Annotated in this window: 18 protein-coding genes and 1 pseudogene; 7 read left to right on the top strand and 12 right to left on the bottom strand. The window is 58.8% G+C overall.

The annotated features are described in order from the left end of the window. The first annotated feature begins 12 nt into the window (after positions 1-12). Positions 13-1,047, top strand: coding sequence for a LacI family DNA-binding transcriptional regulator (locus BJ928_RS16690; RefSeq protein ID WP_047631359.1), 1,035 nt, complete (start codon positions 13-15; stop codon positions 1,045-1,047). 254 nt (positions 1,048-1,301) lie between these two features. Here the strand turns inward: BJ928_RS16690 and BJ928_RS16685 are convergent, their stop codons facing one another. The 4 genes from BJ928_RS16685 to BJ928_RS16670 all read right to left on the bottom strand — a co-directional run bounded on the left by BJ928_RS16685 (position 1,302) and on the right by BJ928_RS16670 (position 8,336). Continuing rightward, the gene (locus tag BJ928_RS16685) at positions 1,302-4,436 is read right to left on the bottom strand and encodes an efflux RND transporter permease subunit (protein ID WP_047631361.1); all 3,135 of its coding nucleotides are present in this window, start codon (positions 4,434-4,436) and stop codon (positions 1,302-1,304) included. 54 nt (positions 4,437-4,490) lie between these two features. Further along, positions 4,491-5,714 carry an efflux RND transporter periplasmic adaptor subunit gene (locus BJ928_RS16680; protein ID WP_183079421.1) on the bottom strand — a complete coding sequence of 408 codons (1,224 nt, stop codon included), beginning with the start codon at positions 5,712-5,714 and terminating at the stop codon, positions 4,491-4,493. A 397-nt stretch (positions 5,715-6,111) separates the two neighbouring features. Beyond that, the gene (locus BJ928_RS16675) at positions 6,112-7,689 is read right to left on the bottom strand and encodes an ABC transporter substrate-binding protein (RefSeq protein ID WP_047631364.1); all 1,578 of its coding nucleotides are present in this window, start codon (positions 7,687-7,689) and stop codon (positions 6,112-6,114) included. Positions 7,690-7,751: 62 nt separating this feature from the next. Further along, complete coding sequence (locus BJ928_RS16670) at positions 7,752-8,336, bottom strand: MarR family transcriptional regulator (RefSeq protein WP_052227664.1); 585 nt, start codon at positions 8,334-8,336, stop codon at positions 7,752-7,754. A gap of 199 nt (positions 8,337-8,535) precedes the next feature. Here BJ928_RS16670 and BJ928_RS16665 point away from each other — a divergent pair, with 199 nt between their 5' ends. The 5 genes and pseudogenes from BJ928_RS16665 (at position 8,536) to BJ928_RS16650 (ending at position 12,871) form a co-directional block, all read left to right on the top strand. Continuing rightward, a complete protein-coding gene (locus BJ928_RS16665) occupies positions 8,536-9,237 on the top strand; it encodes a creatininase family protein (RefSeq protein ID WP_047631365.1) in 702 nt (233 codons plus the stop codon). Positions 9,238-9,307: 70 nt separating this feature from the next. Next, positions 9,308-10,279, top strand: coding sequence for an ABC transporter permease (locus tag BJ928_RS16660; protein ID WP_047631366.1), 972 nt, complete (start codon positions 9,308-9,310; stop codon positions 10,277-10,279). After that, positions 10,239-10,439, top strand: a pseudogene (locus BJ928_RS39805) (hypothetical protein); the annotation flags it as partial. The gene BJ928_RS16660 and the pseudogene BJ928_RS39805, both read left to right, overlap by 41 nt. Before the next feature lie 72 nt (positions 10,440-10,511). Beyond that, positions 10,512-11,189, top strand: coding sequence for an ABC transporter permease (locus BJ928_RS16655; protein WP_348628226.1), 678 nt, complete (start codon positions 10,512-10,514; stop codon positions 11,187-11,189). After that, entirely contained in the window at positions 11,186-12,871 is a 1,686-nt protein-coding gene (locus BJ928_RS16650; RefSeq protein WP_047631369.1) for an ABC transporter ATP-binding protein, read from the top strand. Before BJ928_RS16655 ends, BJ928_RS16650 begins: the two co-directional genes overlap by 4 nt. Before the next feature lie 286 nt (positions 12,872-13,157). Here the strand turns inward: BJ928_RS16650 and BJ928_RS16645 are convergent, their stop codons facing one another. Next, the gene (locus BJ928_RS16645; RefSeq protein WP_120296577.1) at positions 13,158-14,027 is read right to left on the bottom strand and encodes a LysR family transcriptional regulator; all 870 of its coding nucleotides are present in this window, start codon (positions 14,025-14,027) and stop codon (positions 13,158-13,160) included. A gap of 101 nt (positions 14,028-14,128) precedes the next feature. On the opposite strand from BJ928_RS16645, the gene BJ928_RS16640 reads away from it, so the two are divergent. Next, positions 14,129-15,199, top strand: coding sequence for an alkene reductase (locus tag BJ928_RS16640; RefSeq protein WP_047631370.1), 1,071 nt, complete (start codon positions 14,129-14,131; stop codon positions 15,197-15,199). A 290-nt stretch (positions 15,200-15,489) separates the two neighbouring features. On the opposite strand, the gene iolE is transcribed toward BJ928_RS16640, so the two are convergent. From iolE to BJ928_RS16605, 7 genes are all read right to left on the bottom strand, one after another. Further along, positions 15,490-16,398 carry a myo-inosose-2 dehydratase gene (gene iolE, locus BJ928_RS16635; protein ID WP_047631372.1) on the bottom strand — a complete coding sequence of 303 codons (909 nt, stop codon included), beginning with the start codon at positions 16,396-16,398 and terminating at the stop codon, positions 15,490-15,492. Between the two features lie 58 nt (positions 16,399-16,456). Next, entirely contained in the window at positions 16,457-16,759 is a 303-nt protein-coding gene (locus tag BJ928_RS16630; RefSeq protein WP_047631586.1) for a MurR/RpiR family transcriptional regulator, read from the bottom strand. 64 nt (positions 16,760-16,823) lie between these two features. Next, positions 16,824-17,843 (bottom strand): Gfo/Idh/MocA family oxidoreductase, encoded by a 1,020-nt coding sequence (locus BJ928_RS16625; RefSeq protein ID WP_047631374.1) that lies wholly within the window; start codon positions 17,841-17,843, stop codon positions 16,824-16,826. Between the two features lie 26 nt (positions 17,844-17,869). Next, positions 17,870-18,661: a TIM barrel protein gene (locus tag BJ928_RS16620; RefSeq protein ID WP_047631376.1), complete on the bottom strand. Its 792-nt coding sequence runs from the start codon at positions 18,659-18,661 to the stop codon at positions 17,870-17,872. 84 nt (positions 18,662-18,745) lie between these two features. Continuing rightward, positions 18,746-19,534, bottom strand: coding sequence for an ATP-binding cassette domain-containing protein (locus BJ928_RS16615; protein ID WP_047631378.1), 789 nt, complete (start codon positions 19,532-19,534; stop codon positions 18,746-18,748). Beyond that, entirely contained in the window at positions 19,534-20,655 is a 1,122-nt protein-coding gene (locus BJ928_RS16610; RefSeq protein ID WP_047631379.1) for an ABC transporter permease, read from the bottom strand. Before BJ928_RS16610 ends, BJ928_RS16615 begins: the two co-directional genes overlap by 1 nt. A gap of 125 nt (positions 20,656-20,780) precedes the next feature. Further along, positions 20,781-21,734, bottom strand: a complete 954-nt coding sequence (locus tag BJ928_RS16605; RefSeq protein ID WP_047631381.1) for a sugar ABC transporter substrate-binding protein — start codon at positions 21,732-21,734, stop codon at positions 20,781-20,783. Positions 21,735-21,820 lie beyond the last annotated feature (86 nt).

Genomic DNA, 21,820 nt, shown 5'->3' with positions numbered 1-21,820 from the left:
TGGGAGAACCTTATGTCCAGGCCAACCATCGCCGACCTTGCCAAGGCCGCAAATGTAGGGGTTTCCACGGTAGACCGGGTCTTGAACGGCCGCGACCCGGTTCGTCAACAAACGGCCGAACGCGTGCTTGAGGCAGCCGAGCGCATCGGCTTTCACGGCGTGACAGCCATTAAGCGCCGGCTCGAAAAGGAAAAGCCGATCATCAAATTCGGCTTCCTCTTGAAGCAGTCCCACCGCAAGCTCTATCGGATGTGGGGAGAGGTCCTGACGAAGGCGGTCGAAACCTATCCGGAAGCGCATGGCAGGGCCATCGTCCGGTTCGACGACGAACTCGCGCCCGAAAACACAGCGAATGCGATGCTGGCACTGAGCCGGGAAGTCGACGTCATCAGCGTGATTACGTCGGACCACCCGCAGATAAACCACGCTGTCGACGGCCTTGAGGCCGAGGGGATACCTGTATTCACCATGATTTCCGACCTGACGGCACCCGGCCGCGCAGGCTATGTCGGCAATGATTGCGTGAAAAAGGGACGAACCGCGGCCTGGTTCATCGACAACGTCAATGCCAACCCCGGCAAGGTCTCCGTCTTCGTCGGAAGCCACCGCTACCTGTCGCAGGAATTATGCGAAATGGGCTTTCGATCATATTTCCGGGAGAGCGCTTCCGAGTTCCAGATGATGGAGACCCTCGGAACCCAGGAAGAACCCGATATCGCCTACGAGCTCACGCGCAACCTGTTGGCGAAGGAGGAAAACTGGGTCGGCTTATATGTTGCCGGAGGCGGCGTAACCGGCGTCATGCGCGCTCTTCGCGACGATGGTGGCCCCGCAGCCAAGCGGCTCATGGTCGTGGCTCACGAGCTGACGAACGAGACACGCGCCGGCCTGGCCGAAGGATTGATAAAGGTGGTGCTCTCCCATCCGGCGCGATTACTGGCGGATACGCTGGTGAGAGCAATGGCGGAAGCGCTGGACACCCATCGATCTCCAAGCGTATCGCAGCACATTCTTCCCTTTGAAATATATACCGCTGCCAACATCTGAGCGATTGCCGAGGGACGGGCTGCCGTCCCTTCCCCGCGAAAAATCTTGATCGTGAAGCAACGCCGCCGCTGTTGAACGCTTGTGATCCCAATTCAGGCTATCTGCGACGAGTATCCTTGCTCAAGCCAGGAAGGTATTAATCTCGCGGGTATCCGTTCGCGGAAAACCGAGTGGCAGAGACCAAGAGGCTTCAGAGCCGTACCGCTTGCCGGTCGGTTTCCGCAACCGGTTTGGCGCTCATTATCCGTCCCAGCTTAATGCAGGGCTTTGAGCTGCTCTCGTCTCGCCTCCTCCTTGGGCGAATTCTCGCGGTTCTTGGTAAGCCAATTGGAAAACCCATCGAGATAGAGGTAGACAACCGGCGTAGTGAGCAAGGTCAGTGCTTGACTGACGGCCAAGCCCCCGAACATCGCAAAGCCCAGGGGCTGGCGAAGTTCCGATCCTGTCCCGTGGCCGAGCATCAGCGGCACCGCCCCCAACATGGTCGCCATGGTGGTCATCATGATCGGCCGGAACCGGATCAGCGCCGCTTTGCGTATCGCCTGCTCGCTCGTCAATCCCTGATTGCGCTCTCCCTCGATGGCAAAATCAACCATCATGATACCGTTCTTCTTGACGATCCCGATGAGGAGGATGACCGCGATCAATGCGATCAGGCTGAAGTCATAGCCGAGCAGCATCAGCGTCGCCATCGCCCCGACACCGGCCGACGGCAAGGTGGACAGGATGGTCAGGGGATGAATGTAGCTCTCATAAAGGACGCCGAGGATCAGATAGACAACCACGAGTGCGCCAAGCAGCAGCAGTGGGACGGAAGACAGCGACTGCTGGAACGCCTGCGCCGTGCCCTCGAAACTGGTGTTGATCGATGTCGGCAGGTTCATCTGATGCAGGGCCGCATTGATCCTGTCCGCGGCGACGCCGATGGACGTGCCTGCCGCAAGGTTGAAGCTGATCGTGACGGAGGGGAACTGGCTTTCGTGGCTGATCTGGAGCGGTTGCACCGGTACGGTGGTCCAGTGCGCCAGGACGGAGAGCGGGACATCCGACCCGTCTGAGGCCTTCACGTAGAGCTTGTCCAACGTGCTGACGTCGCTCTGCAGGCTCGGCAGTACCTCCATGATGACGTCATAACTCGACAGCTGGGTGAAATACTGGGCGATCTGGCGCTGACCGAAGGCGTCGTCCAGCGTATTGTCGATCGCTTCCGGCTGAATGCCGTAGCGCTGCGCCTGGGCGCGGTCGATGGTCAAGGTCAGCGTCGAGCCGTTCGTTTGCTGGTCCGAGGCGACGCCCTCGAGGCCGGGCAACGTCTGCATCTTGGCGAGCACCTTCGGCGACCAGCTGTCGAGTGCGTCGATATCGGCGCTGGTCATGCTCATCTGATACTGGGTGCGCGATGCGCGAGCACCGACACGCACGTCTTGCGCCGCCTGGAGGAAGAGGCGCGCGCCCTCGACTTTCTGTAGCTTTGGCTGCAGCCGCCGAATGATCTCGTCGGCGCTCGCCTGACGCTGGTCGCGCGGCTTCAGGGTAATGAACATCCGACCCGTGTTCAACGGATTGCCGACGCCGCCCACAGCCATGGCAACGCTCGCCACGTCCGGGTCCGCTTGGACAATGGCGCCCAGCTGCCGCTCGCGGTCGAGCATCTTGGCGAAGGAAATGTCCTGCGCCGCTTCGGATTGCCCCGTGATCAGCCCGGTGTCCTGTTGCGGAAAGAAGCCCTTGGGTATCCAGATGAAGAGGAGTACGGAGAGGACCAGCGACGCGAAGAAGACGGCAAGCGTGATCAGACGGAATTTCAGCGCGAGATCAAGCGCCCATTCATAGCCGTTCGTCATCGCGTCAAACCCGCGTTCGCTGAGGGCGTAAAGCCTGCCGTGACGAGTTTCTCCGTGGTTGCGCAGGAAGCGTGACGCCAGCATCGGTATCAACGTCAGCGACACGAAGGCCGATACGGCGATCGTCATAGCAAGCGTCACCGAGAATTCCCTGAACAGGCGCCCGATGATGCCACTCATCAACAGCAGCGGCAAAAGGACGGCGACGAGCGAGAGGCTGATCGACAGGATCGTAAAGCCGATCTCACCCGCGCCGGTCATAGCCGCTTCAAAGCCGCTCATGCCCTCGTCGATATGGCGCTGGATGTTCTCCAAAACAACGATCGCGTCGTCGACCACAAAGCCGACCGCGATGGTCAGCGCCATCAACGAGAGATTGTCGAGCGTGAAGCCGGCAATCCACATCATTGCGCAGGCACCGAACAAGGCAAGCGGCACGGTCAAGCTCGGAATGATTGTGGCCCGGACGCTGCGCAGGAACACGAAGATGACGCCGATCACAAGCAGCACGGTGATCAGAAGTGTCGTTCGCACGTCGCTAACGGCGGCCCGGATCGTCTGCGTTCGATCGCTGAGGATGCCGACCTTGATGCCCGGTTGCATCGACGCCGTCAGGCGCGGCAACTCGGCCGTGATGCTGTCGACCGTCTGGATCACATTCGCGCCCGGCTGCTTGAAGATGATCAAGAAGATGCCCCGCTTGCCATTGGCCCAGGCCGCTTGCTTGCTGTCCTGCGCCGCGCTGACGGCCTGGCCGATATCGCGGATATAGAGCGGCGAGCCATTCTGATAGGTGACGATGACATCGTTCCATTTCGATGCCTCGGTGAGCTGGCCGTTGGTATAGATGGTGTAGCTTCGCGTTGGGCCGTCGATATTGCCGGTCGGGTTGTTTTCGGTGACGCCGTTCAGTTGCGTTCGCACATCCTCCAGCGTCAAGCCCCTGACCGCCATCTTGCTCGGGTCCAGCTGCACGCGGATGGCCGGCTTTTGTTGTCCGCCGTAAAGCACCTGCGCGACGCCGGGAAGTTGGCTGATCTGCTGGCCGAGCTTCGTCTCGACCTCGTTGTCGACGGTCGTCAATGGTAGGGTGTCCGACGTCGCCGAGAGGAGAAGAATCGGCGAATCCGCCGGGTTGACCTTGCGATAGGTCGGCGGATTGGGCAGGTTCGTCGGAAGCTGGCCGCTCGCGGAATTGATGGCCGCCTGCACATCGTTGGCGGCGCCGTCGATATCTCGATCCAGATCGAACTGCAGGGTGATCTGCGTCGAACCAAGCGAGTTCAATGAGGTCATCTCGCTCACGCCGGCGATCGAGGCAAAGGCGGTTTCGAGCGGCTGCGCAACGGACGACGCCATGATGGTGGGGCTTGCGCCGGGCAACTGCACCGAGACCTGGATGGTCGGAAAATCCACTTGCGGCAGCGGCGCAACGGGCAGCAAGGGGTATGCCACTATGCCGATGAGCAGGATGCCCGCCATGATGAGCGAGGTGGCGATTGGATGTTTGATGAATGGCGCCGACGGACCACTAAACTGAGCCATGCGAGCTTCTCACTCTTGTCATTCAGTTGCACCGGAAACAGCGATCGTCTTAGTCTACGGGGAAGCTATTGCTGTCGCAGGCGATGCGTCCGTGGCGACCTGCTGCCTGACGTCAGCGACAAGGCTGCCGGGCTGCACGCGATAGGAACCATCTGTTACCACCGTCTCGCCAGGCTTCACGCCGTCGCTAACCACGACACTACCGTTGCCGGTCTCTGAAACCTTTATCGGTCGAACCTGAGCCTTGCGATCAGGCCCGACAATATAGGCAAACAAGCCATCCGGGCCGTGTTGCACCGCGTCGAGCGGAATCTGCACCACATTCTTCAGCGTCGAGACGCCCAGCCTGACCGTCACCGACTGCCCCGGCCAAAGCGCGTCATCCGCATTCGCGAACGTCGCCTTGAGATTGATTGTGCCGGTTGCGACATTGATCTGGTTGTCGATGTAAGAAAGCGTGCCTTGCGAAAGCACGGTCTTACCATCCTCGCTTATCACCTCTACCGGCACGTCGCCCGACGCGAGCGCCTTGGTGACCGCCTGGAGCTGATCCTGAGGGGCTGGGAAGACCACGCTGATCGGCTGGACCTGCGCTATGGTAACAATACCGGTCGTATCGGTAGGCTGCACCAGGTTGCCCACATCGATCAGGCTGAAGCCTACCCTCCCCGTAAATGGTGCTGCGATCCGGCAATAGGCCAGGTTGACGCTCGCAGCCTGCACAGCCGCTTGGTCTGCCTGAACGGTTCCCTGATCCTGAGCGACAAGTGCCGCCTGGTCGTCCAATGTCTGCTGCGAAGCGGCGTGCTGCGTGGCCAGCTTGCTGTCCCGATCGAGATCCACCTGAGCGCCCTTTAGCAAGGCCTGGTCGCGCGCCAGTTGCCCCTTTGCCTGCGCGAGTGCCGCCTCATAGCTCTGCGGATCGATCTCCACGAGCGGGGCGCCCTTGTTCACCATATGCCCTTGCGTGAAATCGACCTTGGCTATGCGACCGGTGATTTGCGAATGGACGGTGACAGTGTTCAACGCTTGAACCGTTCCAAGCTCATCGAGATTGACGAGAAAATCCTGTGATCGAGCGGAAGCAAGGGTGACCGGGACACCGGCATCTTGTGCTGGTTTTGCGCCACCATTCGCAACGGAGTGATCAGGCCCCGTCAGCTCCGCTTCTATGGACGCCCTTTTCGCCCATACTGTACCGGCTATTCCGACGATAAGAATGCAGGCTATCAGCGCCTTTGGGCTCTTAAGCCGAGATGAACGCTGCAATTCGGCCATGTTCATCATTCCCTGAACGCGGCGACCGGGATTGGACGTCGTCAGGCAGCAAAAACGCCCTGTGATGGCAAATGTTTGTCCGTCGTCTTTCTGCACTATTATGTGACTATTATGTGATCGCCATGTGAGCAAAGTTTGACGAGCGTGAATCCCGCTCTTCCCCAGTTGCCAAGGTGGCGGACAATGTCAGATCCGCCGACCTTGGTTGTAGGAAATAGGACGCCTGGACATCAAACGCCAACGGCGCTGACGTCCTTCCATCGTGCTGGGCTGCCGGGGCCCCTCAACGCGATTGGCACCCGTTCAGCCGCGCCGGACGAGACCTTCGTAGAGCCCCGAAGCTTGAGGCGCAGATAAAGCCCTGGCGGCAACTTCACCGCCAGGAAACCTGCCTATCTCACTTAGGGCGAGCATCCATCGCCAACGTGTCCTCGTCAGAGCGCGGCGTGTAGGAAATCTTGTCCCTTTTCACGCCCCATGCCGACACGTTCACGGCAAGCGGAAGATCCGGCCTGTCGGTGGAGACGAGCAGGTTGGCCCTTTCAAGCAGATCGCGACGCTTGGCCTCGTCCATTTCGCTGGCGGCATCCTCGATCAGCTTGTCCATTTCCGGGTTGGAATATCCACGCGTGTTGAATGCGCCAAGCGATTTGCTGGCATCGTTGGTATGCATCAGAGACGACAGCATATAGTTGGCCTCACCCGTCAGCGTACCCCAGGAGGCCATATACAACGAATATTCGCCGCGGGTCTTGGCAGGGTTGAACACGGCCGCCGGGGCACCATTGACATCGACCTGGACATTGATAGCAGCGAGCAACTGAGCGACGGTCGGCCCGAGCTCCGTCGGCAAGCGGTCGTTGGCGTAGTTCAGCGACACCTTGAAGCCGTTCGGATAGCCTGCGTCGGCCATCAGCTTGGCCGCCTTTGTTACGTCAAAGGCGCTGGGTACGATGTGCTCGTTGTATCCGAAAATGTTCGAGGCCACCATTTGCGTGGGAACCTTGCCCATGTCCTCAAGCGCAATTTCGGTGATCGTCTGGCGATCTATGGCAAGATCGAATGCTTCGCGTACGCGCGGATCGAGGAAGGGATTCTTGTCCAGCTTCTTTCCCGACTTATCCCAAACCAGCGGACTATCTTTACGGAAGTCGAATTCCAGATAGGGAATATAGACCGACTCGTCCTTGACCACCTCGAGCTTGGAATCGGATTGAAGAGCCGCGAGGTCCGTCGACGGAACCTTGGAGATCAAGTCGACCTGGCCGGCTTTCAACTGCGCAACACGGGCGGCATCGTTCGGTATTTCCTTGCGGATGACATGATCCCAAGGCTGGGCGTCGCCCCAGTAGCCATCGAACTTTTCCAGGACAAGATCCTGCGTCGGCGCCCATTTGACGAATTTATAGGGACCTGTACCGATGGTCGCCTTGCCTGAATTGAAGCCGTCCGCTGCCGTCTCTTTCGTCGAGTAAGCGGCCGCCGCCTTATGAGACACGATGAAAAGCCGGACGAAATCGTTGGGAAGTGTCGGTGCCGGCCCAAGGGTCTTGACGCGAACGGTATGCGGGTCGACAACTTCGACGCTCTTGACCCTGCGGACATAGATGGTCGAGGGGTTTGGACCAGTGACGTTCGGAATACGCTCGATCGAGAATTTCACGTCTTCGGCGGTGAAGTCCGATCCATCATGGAACTTGACACCTTCGCGCAGCTTGAACTCCCAGGTGGTGTCGTCAACCGGCTTCCAGCTGACGGCCAGAGAAGGTTCGACTTCAAGCTTGTTGCCGGACTTCAGCAAGGTATCGAATATATGCTTGGTCGCCTCGGCATTGGCTGAGGTCGCGGTGAAATGCGGGTCCATCGAAGCCGGACCGGACTTGGTGGCGATGACGAGGTCTGCGGCGATCGCCGACAGCGGCATCATGATGGTCGCGGCCAGCAATGCGGCCTTGAAAACGGAGCGTATTGTCATGTGTTCCCTTATCTATTTCTCATGGGCAAGAACGGCTTGCCGCCGGTTGTTTGCGCCCGTCGTCAGGAGGCGTCGTCTCCATCGTCTTCAGGCTCAAGGTCGGGTACCAGTTGCTGGGGCCAGCTTTCGGAGGCAACAACAAGCTTGGTCAGGATTTCGGAGAGGTTCAGGCGTTCCGCAGGCGAGAGGCATTCGAGCATCGTCCGCTCGTAGCTCATCATCTTTTCCTCGACCGCCTCGACCGCGGCACGGCCCTTTTCCGTCAGTTTCAGCGCAACGCGCCGCTGATCAATCTGGTCGAGTTCGCGGCTGATCATGCCGAGCGTGTCCAATTTGGTAACAGCGCGGCTCAAAGTGTTTTTCGGAAAACCCGAGGAGCGGACGACTTCGGTCAATGTGAGCTCATCGCTCAAATAGAGCGACCAAAGCACGACGAATTCGGGCCGCAACAATCCAAGTTGCTGTTGGATCAGCCCATAGACCGGGTTGTTGAATTGCAATGCCAGGTAGTTCAGGCGAAAGGAAAACCAACAGGGATTCCGCCAGAGCTTGGGGTAGAGGGGATCGTCTTCCGAGAGACTTGAAAGCCCCGGCTCGTCTCTCCCGGCTCGTCCTTCATAAAGGGCAGTGCGCAATAGCTCGTCCATCGACAAAACCCGATCAGATTTTCCAATTAGTACTATTTGGGACGATATTTAAAATATTTGTTGCGTCAACTCCATTTTTTTGTTCCTAATGGAACTGAATTACAAAACAAACAAAATGCGGAGATGCTCGTCGCACCGGCTTCTTCGTGAGGGGTTGGTGCGCTCTGGTGCCTGATTCCCGATATTCCAGGAGACGAAAATGCGCATTCAGGACATGCATTGGTCGCAGGTCGAGGCCCGCGTCAAGGAAGACGATCGCTGTATCCTTCCAATCGGATCGGTTGAGCAGCACGCCTATCTGAGCCTCGCGACCGACATGATCCTCGCCGAGCGTGTCTCGGTCGATGCGGCGCAGCCGACGGGCGTGCCCGTCTTCCCCTGCCTGCCCTATGGCATGGCCTCCGGCTTTGCGGATTTTCCAGGTACGATAACCCTCTCGCTTCGCACCTACATCAATGTCGTCGAGGACATACTCGACAGCGTCTATCATGCCGGCTTCCGCCGCATTCTCATCGTCAACGGCCACGGCGGCAACACGCCGATCAATCCGCTGTTGTCGGAATGGATGAACAGCCATCGCGATACGTCGGTCAAGCTTCATGACTGGTGGCGCGCTCCGAAGACCATGGCAAAAGTTTTGGAGATCGATTCCGCCGCCAGCCATGCAAGCTGGATGGAAAACTTTCCATGGACGCGCCTGGAAGGTGCCCCGGTTCCGAACTTCAAAAAAGATCGCATAGACTTTGCCGCGACGGCGCGTGTCGACGCGGGACGAAAGCGCGAGCGCATAGCCGAAGGCAACTACCACGGCGTATTCCAGCGGCCCGACCAGGACATGATGGAAATCTGGAAGGTCGCCGTCGAAGAGACGCGGCATGAAATCGAGCATGACTGGCATTGAGACGCCGGATTTATCGTTTTAACGCACGATCCTTTGCGTAAGAACAGGGGACGCATCCAGAGAGAAGCACATGGCTTCATTCATCCTTCGCAGATCGGGGCAGGCGCTCATTGTCCTGATCGTCATGTCCATCCTCGTCTTCATCGGTGTCTACGTCATCGGCAACCCTATCGACGTACTGATATCTCCTGATGTTACACAGGAAATTCGCCAGCGGGTCATCGAGGAATACGGACTCAATCAGCCTCTCTGGAAGCAGTATATCGATTTTGTCCTTAAAACGGTCAGCGGAGACTTCGGCAGGTCGTTCGTGTTCAACATGCCAGTCGTTGAGCTGATTGCACAGCGATTGCCGGCAACGCTGGAGCTTGCCGTTATCGCTGTACTGCTTGCGTCGGTGATCGGTGTGCCCCTCGGTGTCTATGCGGGTTATCGGCCTGACGGGTTTCTGCCGAAGCTGATCCTGGCTGGCTCGATCTTGGGATTTTCCGTGCCGACCTTCTGGATCGGTCTTATGCTCATCATGATTTTCGCCGTACAGCTTGGTATTTTGCCGGCAGGCGGACGAGGAGCGACAATCGATCTCTTCGGTGTCCCATTCTCGTTCCTGACCGGGGACGGATGGATGCACCTCGCTCTACCCGTTCTCAATCTGGCATTGTTCAAGATGGCGATGATGTGCAGACTGGCGGCCGCCGGCACTCGCGAGATCATGACCACCGACACGATCAAGTTTGCGCGTGCTGCCGGCATTCCGGAAGGAACGATCCTGCGCAAGCATGTGCTGAAACTGATTTCCATACCGCTCGTGACCGTATTCGGACTTGAGCTCGGCTCTACCGTTGCCTTCGCGTTGGTCACGGAAACCATTTTCAACTGGCCGGGACTCGGCAAGCTTATCGTCGATTCGATTGCCTCATTGGATCGCCCGGTCATGGTGGCTTATCTGATGATGGTTGCAGTTCTATTTGTCGTCATCAATCTCTGCGTCGATCTGGCTTATGCCTTCCTCGATCCACGACTTCGCCAGAAAGGCCGCTGAGATGTCGACTTCCAATCAGATCAGCACTCCCCAGCAAAATGTCTCACCGCTAATGGAGTTCTGGCGCGCTTTTGCAAAGAACAAGATCGCGGTTATCGCGCTGATAGTCGTTGCTGTCATCGTTCTACTAGCCATATTTGCACCATGGATAACGCCACAAGATCCATATGATTTGAAATCGTTGGTATTGCGTGATGCCCGCCGGCCGCCGGGCTACGTTGGCGCGAGTGGAATGCACTATTGGCTGGGCTCCGACAGTCAGGGCAGAGATCTTCTGTCCGCGATGATCTATGGGCTGCGCATTTCGCTCGAGATGGGCCTCATCGCCGGTGCCATTGCATTCAGCCTCGGTGCCATCGTCGGGTGTTTCGCGGCCTATCTCGGCGGACGCACCGAGACGTTCATCATGCGTCTCGTCGACGTCCAGCTGTCATTTCCTGCCATTCTCCTGGCTTTTGTCGTCGCCGCTCTGCTTGGGCAAGGAAAATGGCAGCTGATTCTGGCGCTCGTCTTTGCGCAATATGCCTATTTTGTCAGAACCGCTCATGGCGCCGCATCGGCTGAGCGACAGAAGGACTATGTGCAGGCCGCACTCTCCATACCGATGAGCGGCTGGCATGTCGTGACGCGGCATATTTTGCCCAACTCGCTGCCGCCCCTCATCGTCGTCGCAACCGTGCAGGTCGCGTCAGCGATTTCGCTCGAGGCGACGCTGTCGTTCCTCGGTGTCGGCCTGCCTCCGACAGAACCCTCGCTCGGCATGCTGATTGCCAACGGCTTCCAGTATCTGCTCTCTGGGCGCTACTGGATTTCGATCTATCCTGGTGTCGCGCTGATTATCCTGATCATGGCTATCAACCTCATGGGCGATCAGATCAGGGACATATTGAATCCGAGGTTGCGCAAATGACCGCTCTCCTGCAAGTCGACAATCTCCGCACCTACTTCGAAACCGAACGGGGGACGGTTAAGTCCGTCGATGGCATTTCGTTCGATGTCGAAAGGGGACAGATTTTAGGGCTGGTCGGTGAATCCGGTTCCGGCAAGTCCATTACGGGCTTTTCGCTGATCGGGCTGCTCGACAAACCTGGGCGTATCCAGTCAGGCAGCTCGATCCGTTTCGAGGGCCGGGAGCTGGTCGGATTGTCCGAGGGCGAGCTGCGCAGTATTCGCGGCCGGGAGATCTCGATGGTCTTCCAAGACCCGATGATGACCCTCAACCCGGTGCTTAAGATCATCGACCAGATTGCAATGGCGATCCGCGCGCATGAAAAGGCGTCGGATGCCGAGGTTCGTCGCAGGGCGATCGATGCTCTGGCGCGGGTGCGCATCATCGAGCCGGAGAAAAAGGTCGATCAGTACCCACACCAGTTCTCCGGCGGCATGCGCCAGCGCGTCGCGATCGCGATCGCCCTATTGCATAAGCCCAAGCTGGTGATTGCGGACGAACCGACGACGGCGCTCGACGTGTCCGTCCAAGCTGAAATACTGAAGGAAGTGAAGGCGCTTGTCGCCGAACTCGGCATCTCGATGATCTGGATCAGCCACGATCTGGCGACGGTCGCATCGATATCGCAGAAGATTGCGGTCATGCGGCTCGGCAAAATCGTCGAAATGGGCTCAGTAGCGGAAGTGCTGGGTTCGCCGAAGCACCCCTATACGCAAGGATTGCTCGATGCCCTGCCATCGAGAAAGCGCCCCGGGGAGCTGCTGACATCAAGCGCCACGGAAAATGCCGAGCAATTTTCTGTTTCAGACGATGAGCCGAACAAGCCGATCGATGCGAACCCGCAATTCGTAAGCGTTCAAGACGTTAACATGGTGTTCCAGAAGCCGGTGGGGTCGGCGGGTCGCTTTGCGCAGCGCCTCGGCATCGCCAAGCCACCTCATGTCAATCACGCGGTTCAATCGGCAAACCTGACGATTGCGCGCGGCGAGGTGCTAGGACTGGTGGGCGAATCCGGTTCCGGCAAATCCACGCTGGGGCGGATCGTCTGTGGCATCTACACGCCGACATCAGGCAATGTCCTTGTCGATGGCCGCAAGGTGCGCGAAAACGACAGCAAGATCGGGACCTCGGTCCAGATGATCTTCCAGGACCCATTCGCATCGCTTGATCCCAGGCGCACGATATTTCAGTCGGTGGCCGATGGGCCGATAGCGCACAGGCTTTGCACGAAGAAGGATGCGCGCAACTATGTCAACCGCTGGCTCAAGGCTGTTGCTTTCGACTCGGCACTGGCCGATCGCTACCCGCATCAGTTTTCCGGCGGGCAGAGGCAACGCATCGCGATTGCTCGCGCGCTTGCCATGCAGCCCGAGCTGATCGTCTGCGATGAGCCCGTCGCCTCCCTCGACGTTTCCATTCAAGCTCAGGTCATCAATCTGCTGCTCGAACTGAAACGCCACTTCAATCTGACATTGCTCTTCATCAGCCATGATCTGTCGGTGGTGCGTCACCTGTGTGATCGCGTCGTCGTCATGCACCATGGAAAAATCGTTGAAGAAGGCGTGGTCTCGCAGATCTTTGCGCACCCGAAACAGCAATATACGCGGATGCTGCTCGATGCCGTTCCGCAGCCAGCTTGGTAAACCGTGATGCAGGGCATAGGCCGGATCGTTGCAAACCCGGCTTGCCCACGCGGCTACCTCTGGACCTGCCGCTGATCGAGGTCGACTATCGAACCCTCGATATGCCGGGATCGAAGGGAGACGTGAACCGTTCCTTGACTGAAAGCCTGGATTCTTGATCGTACCTTCCTGCGGTGATCCGTTCGGCAAACATATGCCGAGCGAGCCATTCTCATGCCCGGCAAACTCGATTGTCTGCGCCATTCAACGAGATGGAGGGTCGCAATTTGGGCCATGCCTGTCAAATCTAGCGTAGTTTTTCCTTTAGAAATTCGATGAAGCACAGGGTTTTGGCAGGTACGAGCCGTGTTTCGGTCACGGCATGGACCGTCTGGACAGCGCCTTGCCATTGCGGCAGAATTCGCCGCAACCTTCCAGCCGCTAAATCTTGCAAGACGATAGGTTCCGGAAGGAACGCCACTCCCATGCCAAGGACCGCCAGTTGACGGATCATGGATACGCTATTGACCCGATAGCGGCCGTGAACCGTCGGATTGGCTGCTTCTGCTCCCGATTGAACCATCCATGTCGGCATTGTGGGCATTGTCAGGCATTGATGCTGTTCGAGCTCTTGCGGATGCCCGGGGGAACCATTCGCGTCGAGATAGGACGGAGCCGCGTAAAATTGAGCGTGAATCCGGGCAATCACGCGGCTGATCAGACCAGGGTTTTCCGGTGCTCTCATCCGGATCGCCAGATCGAAAGGTTCGCCAACGAGGTCGACATTGCGAGGCGTCAGGTCGAGATCGAAACTGATGCCTGGATATAGCTCCGCGAATTCCGGAAGAAGCGGAGCGATGTAGGTCAACGTGAAATCGACCGATGACGACACCCGGAGCACCCCCGTCGGCTGTGCAACCATCGTGCCTAGTTCCTCATAGGCGATCCGCGCTTCCTCGACGATGCGGCTACAGCGTTCATAATAGATTTGGCCGGCTTCGGTGAGCTCGATTTTGCGGGTTGTCCTATTGAGGAGCCTGAGCCCGATCCCCTCTTCCAACAGGCCGATCCGGCGCGACAAGGTTGAATTTGGCATGCCGAGAATCTCTGCGGCGCGGCGAAAGCTGCGTGTTTTCACCACTTCAACGAAGAGCGCCATGTCGTTCAGGTAATCCAAACAATTGCTCCATGAGATGGATAATCATTTCCATTAGCCTAGGGTTATCCTGCTCAATGGACAAGCTCATATCTGTGTCGTCAGTTAGAAGGAACATTGACATGAACAACATCTTCGAACCCGTTACAGTCGGCCAGATCGAGCTTGCGAACCGGCTCGTCATGGCTCCCATGACCCGTTCGCGCGCAAACACGGATGGTACGCCTAGCGACCTTGCCGCCGAATATTATTCTCAGCGCGCCGGCCTCGGCTTGATCGTTACGGAGGGTACACAGCCCTCGGACGACGGACAGGGCTACCTGACGACGCCCGGCATTTATACGGATGCCCATGTCGAAGGCTGGAGCAAAGTGACCTCGGCCGTGCACACCAACGGCGGCCGCATCTTCTTCCAGCTGATGCATGCCGGGCGCATGTCTCATCCCAACAACACGCCGCATCATCGCCAGGGCGTCGCACCTTCCGCGGTAGCGCCAGGCGCTCCGATGTTCACCCTGTCGGGCATGCAAGACATTCCCGCTCCGCGTGCCCTGACCATCGGAGAAATCGGTCAAACCGTGGCAGACTTCCGCCTGGCCGCCCGTCGTGCAATCGAAGCTGGAGCTGATGGTGTCGAGATACACGGCGCAAACGGTTATCTTGTCCACCAGTTCCTCGCACCTAGCGCCAATAGGCGCACGGACGAGTATGGAGGCTCGATCGAAAACCGGGCGCGCTTCGCGATCGACGTAACGGCGGCGATTGCAGCCGAAATCGGCGCAGCGCGCACGGCAATCCGCCTGTCACCCGGACTTGCAATGTGGGGGATCGACGAAGGCGTTGAGGGCCCTGAGCTCTACCGCTACCTCGTCCGCAAGCTCGACGAATTGAACCTTGCCTATCTCCACATCATGCATACCGGAAACGATGCGCTGCTCGCAGACATCAGAAAGCTGTGGCACCAACCATTGATCGTCAACCGACCAGGGCGTTCGCGCGATCTCATTGGCGCCGATATTGCGGCCGGTCTTGCCGATCTCGAGGCCTATGGCCAACTTGTGCTGGCAAACCCTGACTTCGTCGATCGGCTTAAGACCAATGCTGCGATGAACCAAGCAGACCAAACCACGTTCTTCGGCGGAAATGCTACCGGATACACCGACTATCCGCTGCTCACGGCGGCCAGCACGTGAGACAAGGCCACATGGTGAACCAGCGCGCCGATTGATCGAGGCCTGCGCGACCCCTGTCGCGATGTTCGCAACCATCGGAGCGGACATCGCCATTTCAGGCGCACTAGGAGTGGCGCCAAGCTCGATGGCTTCGCAAATTGATGGCGAAGATGCGCAAAGCCTCCATCATACCGTCGAAGATGCGCTGACTGCGCTGTTCTGCAGGCAAGACACGCGGCGTATGCTGAGCGGACCCCAGTTGCCAGTGGCGCTAGCTTCCTGGTCCGTCCAGCGCCTCTTGGGCCAATCATCTAACTTTCCAAAATTGTCGCAACGTGCCGAATGGCGCGTGCGACCGCCGCTTTGGGAGGAGCAATCGCGGGATCTTGTTCTGCCTCCACCACGAGCCATCCGCGATAACCGCTTTCGCGCACGAACTTCGCAAGAGGGGCGAAGTCGATGATGCCATCGCCCGGGACGGTGAACATTCCGCCTCGGACGCCTGCGTTGAAGCTCAGGTCTCGTTGGCGAACTTCGTCCATCACCCCTCCCCTAACGTCTTTCAGATGGATATGCACGATGCGGTCTCCAAAGCGATCTATGAGCCTCTGGTAGTCGAACCCGCCGCCTTTAGAATGTCCCGTGTCGAGAAGCAGACCGGCTTCGCGGCCAGCTAGATCGAACAATCGGGAAACCTCGTCATATGTCTCCGCGACCATCATGAGATGATGGTGATAGGCAAACTTCAGCCCATAGTCCCCGAAGAGACGCATCGAGAACTCGGTCAGACGCGCGGCATATCCGGGCACATCCTCCTTCGGCATGATCATTCGCTGCGACATCGGCCGGTCAAGCGGCGATCCGGGAGCCATCATCCCGACCTCGCCATAGACCATGACCTCACAGCCCATGGCACGAAGCAGGCCGGCGTGGCGTGCGACCGCGGCCATTTCTTCGTCGACACTGCGTTCAGCCAACTCGCCGGAGTGCCAACCCGACGCCAATGAAAGTCCAAAACTCCCCAGCAGCGGTCGCAGCACGTCCGCATCGCGCGGAAATTTCCGTCCAAGTTCGATGCCTTGATAACCGACTTCCGCGGCGTCGGTGAGGCAGGTCTCCAGCAAGATGTCCGCGCCAAGATCCTCGAGAACATCATTTGCCCAGGATAAGGGACTGACGGCAAGCCGGATGCCTTTCGGCGAGAATTCGATCATATTCATGTTTCCTCCGTGAGTGACGCGTGGGGTGGGAAGGCTCATTCCGCGTCTCTCGAGAAAATTAGGGTTCTTTCGCCACATGCCGCTCGCTCGCCGCAGCGCGCAAGTGCTGGCGAAATAGCGTCTTGAATTCCCTGAAGGTCGAAAAGCCGAGGGCATTCGCCATCCGCACGACCGTCGAGGGCGAGACGAGACATTCGTTCGCAAGGGAATTGATGGTTCCGAAGGCTACGATATCCGGCCGAGCCAGAACGACGCGCGCAAGCCGCTCCTGCTGCTCGGGTAGCCTCAAGCCCACCGCCGCGATCATGCGCTTCAGCTCTCTGACATTGTCGGGCTTTTTCATTGTTTGTTGCGTGCTCATGAAGCGATCCTGATCGTCATGGATGCATGAACGAGTGCGCTGACGAAGCAGCGCACTCGTCAATTCATTTTAGAATGACTGGCTGCTTCGTGGAAACCGACTCGATGCAGGCCAAGGCGATCGCAAGAGCGTTGCGCGCATCGATACCCGTTGGCCCCTCCGCCAGCGCTCTGTTTCTGACGGCGTTGGCGAAGGACGCAAGCTGGGCGGTATAGCCATGAATGAAGTGGTCTGTATCGCGCCGCCAGGTGTCGTTGGAGACACCGTCCTTGTCGAAAAGGGTCAGGCTTGAACGGCGCACATCACCCATGGTGACCATGCCACCGGAGCCAAAGACTTCGCCGCGGATATCGTAACCATAAAGAGCGGAGAAGTTCGCCTCCGCGACGGCGACCGAGCCATTGTCGAAGCGGATGCTCACGACGGCGGTATCGAGGAACCCCTTTTCTCTCGCATCGGGCCGGACCAGCGCGTCCGCCATAGCGAAGACTTCAACGGGCTTGGCTCCAGGATTGAGCCAGAGCAGCGTGTCGAAGTCGTGAATGAGGGTCTCGTAGAAGATGGTCCAGAGCGGGATCTTGCCGGGATCGGCGCCGAACGGGCCTGGATCGCGCGTCAAAGACCGGATAAGCTGCGGTGCGCCGATCTTGCCGGCATCGATGGCCGCGCGCCCTTCGGCGAAGGCCTGATCCCAGCGGCGGTTGAACCCCACCTGGAGCGTGACACCAGCGCCGCGTGCGGCGGCAATCGCGCGATCGGCATCCTCAAGCGTCAGCGACATCGGCTTCTCGCAGAAGATCGCCTTGCCGGCCTCGGCGGCTTGAACCAGGATATTGGTGTGGAACCGGGCGGGGGTGGCAATGATAACCGCGTCAAGACCCGGATGCGCGAGAAGCTCGGTAACGTCCGTGTATGACGCATCGACCCCAAGTCGATCTGCAAGCTTTGCCGCGGCACCGGACGCGGGATCGGCGATGGCAACGAGTTCAGCGTCGACCAGTCGCCTTGCAACAGTTTCACCATGGAAGGAGCCGATGCGGCCGGCGCCGATGAGGCCGACATTGACGGGTTTGATCTTGGTCATAGGATTTGTCCTGTAGGGTTATGATGTCAGATTGTGAATGCCGTACGGAATGCAAAGAGGGCTTCGTCGGCATTGCCTGCGGCCCAGGCTTCCATGCCGATCGGGCCGGCGTAACCCATCGCCTTCAACGCTTTCGCGATACCGTTCCAATTGACTTCGCCGGTGCCCGGTTCGCAGCGGCCCGGCACATCGGCGACCTGGATTTCGCCGATCCAGGGCAGGCATTTGCGGCAAAGCTCTATCAGATTTCCTTCGCCGATCTGCGCGTGGTAGAGATCGAGGTTGAGGCGCAGCCTCGGATGATCGATGCTGGACACGAGAGCCAGTGTGTCCTCGGCACGGCCGAAGGGCACGCCGGGGTGATCGACGGGCAGGTTCAGGTTCTCAAGCGTGAAGACGACATCTTCAGCCTCGGCTAGATCCACGATCCGACGAAGAGTGTCGCGGGCCCTCAGCCACATCGCACCCGTGACGACTTCGATCGGCTGCACCGGAAGGCCACGATCGCCGAGACCGGTGCCATGGAGGTTCAGTCGCTGGACACCGAGGCGCTTGCCGACCTGCGCGGTTTCACGAGCGGTCCTGACAAGCTCGTCGGCTCCTTCGTCATCGGTCAGGCAGCCCGTGAGATAGCCATTCATGATGGTGAAAGTCGCGCCCGTCGCCTCCAGTTTGCCAATGTCATGTTCTGGCCAGTTCCACAGGCCGACACCGAAGCCCATTTCCTTGAGCCGCGAGGCGCGCCACTCGATCGGCTTGTCACGCCACAGCATCTCGGCGCAGGCCGCCAATGGAAAGAAAGTCGTAGGAGCAGTCATCGAGATCTTACCTTGTTGATGGATATGAAAATCCGTGGCGCAGTGAAGGAACACCGAACCGAACAGCTGTTCTGTAATATTCGCTCAGATGGTTCCGCCGAGCTCCTCGGAAAGGGACTGCAGCTCCTTGCCGCCCGCCATCAGATTCTGGAGGCCGTCCAGATCGATCTCGCTCTTGGTGAAGGTTCCAAGCGTCTTTCCGCGGTTGAGCGCCGTAAACCGATTGCCCACCGCATAGGCGTGGCGAACGTTGTGCGTGATGAAGATGACGCCAAGCCCTTTGCCGCGAACCTGGTCGATATACTTCAGAACCATCGAGGTTTGGGCAACGCCGAGCGCGGACGTGGGCTCGTCGAGAATTAGGACCTTGGCACCGAAGTAAACAGCACGCGCGATGGCGACACACTGGCGCTCTCCGCCCGATAGCGTGCCAACGGCCTGATCCGGCTCGCGGACATCGATGCCGATCCTGCGCATCTCGTCGCGTGTGATGTTGTTGGCGAAGTCCATGTCCATGTGCTTGAACGGGCCAAAACCTTTCAGAGGTTCGCGCCCCATGAAGAAGTTTCGCGTCACCGACATCAGCGGGATCATCGCAAGATCCTGGTAGACGGTGGCAATGCCGGCATCGAGCGCGTCACGCGGGCCGTTGAACGTCCGGGGCTGTCCATCGACCAAAAATTCTCCCGATGTCGGCCTGAACACACCAGACAGCGTATTGATAAGGGTAGACTTGCCGGCGCCGTTGTCGCCGAGAAGGCAGAGGACTTCACCGGCGTTGACGCTCAACGAGACGCCGTTAAGCGCAATGATCGAGCCGAAGTGCTTGACGAGGTTCCTAACCTCGACGATGGGCGTTTGAGACTTGGTCATCAGCGTTCTCCCGTGACGCGTTTGCGGATGACATTGTTGAAGATGACGGCCGTCAGCAGCATGCCGCCGAGGAAGACGAGGTACCAATCCTGATCGATCGATGTGTAGGTGAGCCCGATCAGCACCATGCCAAAGACGATAGAACCGAAGAACGCACCGATCGCCGACCCATAGCCGCCAGTCAGAAGGCAGCCGCCGATGACGGCTGCGATGATTGCCTCGAACTCCTTCTGGAAACCGCGGCGGGCATCCGTGGAACCGGCATCGAGGACGGTGAGGATTGCGACGAGAGTGGCGCACATGGCTGTAATGATGAAGAGTGTCGTCTTGACGCGGGCAACAGGGACGCCGGATTTGCGGGCGGCTCGCGGATCGCCGCCGGACGCAAAGATCCAGTTGCCGAAGCGCGTCCGTAAAAGCACCCAAGTGGCAGCCAGTGCAATCAGGACGAACCACAGGATTTCCACGGGAATGCCGGGAACCTTCGGTGTGCCACTTGGAAAAGTCTCGATGATGCCGTGGCTTCCGAGCCAGGAAAACAGACCCGTGAATGCATCGCCGGAGAAGATTGGCGCAAGCGGACTGTTGGCGGCGGCTTCCTTCATCCCTCGAAGCTGTGTTGCGCCGCCGCTTGCCCATTTGAGACCGACCAATGTCAAGCCGCGCAGGATGAACAGGAAGGCAAGCGTGACGATGAAGGAAGGAAGGCCGGTATGCATCGTGAGCTGTGCATTCGTGACACCGATTGCGACGGCGAAGCCCATGGCAATCAGGATCGCCACGCTGAGCGGCAGGTGCAAGACCACAAGCGCCGTACCGAATACCAGACCGGCGAAGGCAACCATCGATCCGATCGACAGATCGAACTCGCCCCCGATCATCAACAGAGCGGCACCGATCGCAAGAATTCCAAGCTGGGCGGCCGGAGCCATGAAGTTGATCACGCCGGCCAGCGTGAACATGGCAGGATTGGCGGTGAAGAAAAAGAAGACGGTGACAAGCACCAATCCGGCGACAGCGCCAAGTTCCGGACGCCGCAGCAATGCGGTCATCGTCGAAACCTTTTTCAGCCGCTCGTCGGATCGGGCGGAAGTCCCGTTCTGTTCGTTGGCCAGCGTCATGGGGTCGTTCCTCAGTTTGTTCGTTGTCCTTGCGCGCCAGATCATTCATCGGACCGGTCGCGTGGATAGGCGAGCATGGCGGTTGGGGCAGTTCCCGCCCTTACGGGAACTGCGACGGCTCCGGCCTAGCGGATGCCTTGGGAGGATTTTTCGATGACCTTGGCCGCGGTGTCCTTCTCAACGAAGCTCGGGCCGGACGCGACGTTGCCTGCCGGCATCGTGCCGTAACGCGCATTCAATGCAAGGAAAGTCACCGGCAGATAGCCCTGGAGATAGGGTTGCTGGTCGACTGCGAACAATGCCTTGCCGTCAGCGACAGCCTTGAGGAACCCGGCCGAAAGGTCGTAGGACGCGACCTTCACTTTATCGCCGACGCCCATCTTCTCGACAACCGCGACAGCGCGTTCGCCGACCAGCGGCGCAGATAGGCCGAGGACGACGTCGATCGACGGATCGGAGGTGAGCGCCGCCTGAATCTTGGCTTCGATCTCGGCCGGATCCGCCGTGGTCGGCAATACGGTCACCTTGCCGCCTTCGAAGCCTTTCTCCGTGCCTGCGCAACGCTGGTCGAGAGCTGCATTGCCTACTTCCTGATTGACGCACAGAACATGCTTCAGACCGAGGGACTTCAATTTTGCACCGACCTTGATGCCGGCCGGGAGCTCATCCTGGCCGACATGCAGCTTGATGCCGAGCTTTTCGGCGGCGGCGATACCGGAGTTCATGGAGATCACTGGAATGCCGGCGGCAACGGCTTTCTGGATCGCCGGACCAAGGGCATCCGGGTCGGGGTCCGAAATCACGATCCCGGCCGGATTTTGGTTGGCTGCGGCTTCAATGAGCTGACCCATCGCAACCATGTCGAAGGTTTCCGGCGCACGGTAGTCCACTCTGACGTTGCTATCCTTGCCGGCCTGCATCATGCCGTTCTTGACGATCGACCAGAACGGGTCGGATGCCTGGCCGTGCGTGACGGCAATGATCGTCAACTGGTCCTGCGCTCTTGCAGCCGTTGAGCAAGAAACGGCGATCCCCGCGGCCAGAATGCCGAAGGCAATTTTGCTGAGAATAGATTTCATGTTGTTCCTCCTCCTTGTACCGCCCGCTCCTCAGGTCGGCAAATGTAGTTGCTACCGGGTGCAAATTCCCTGCTACCGGGTGCAAG

The sequence above is a fragment of the Rhizobium sp. WW_1 genome, assembly GCF_003610155.1.
Lineage (GTDB): Bacteria > Pseudomonadota > Alphaproteobacteria > Rhizobiales > Rhizobiaceae > Rhizobium > Rhizobium tropici_A.
This window is presented reverse-complemented; position numbering and strand designations above follow the sequence as displayed.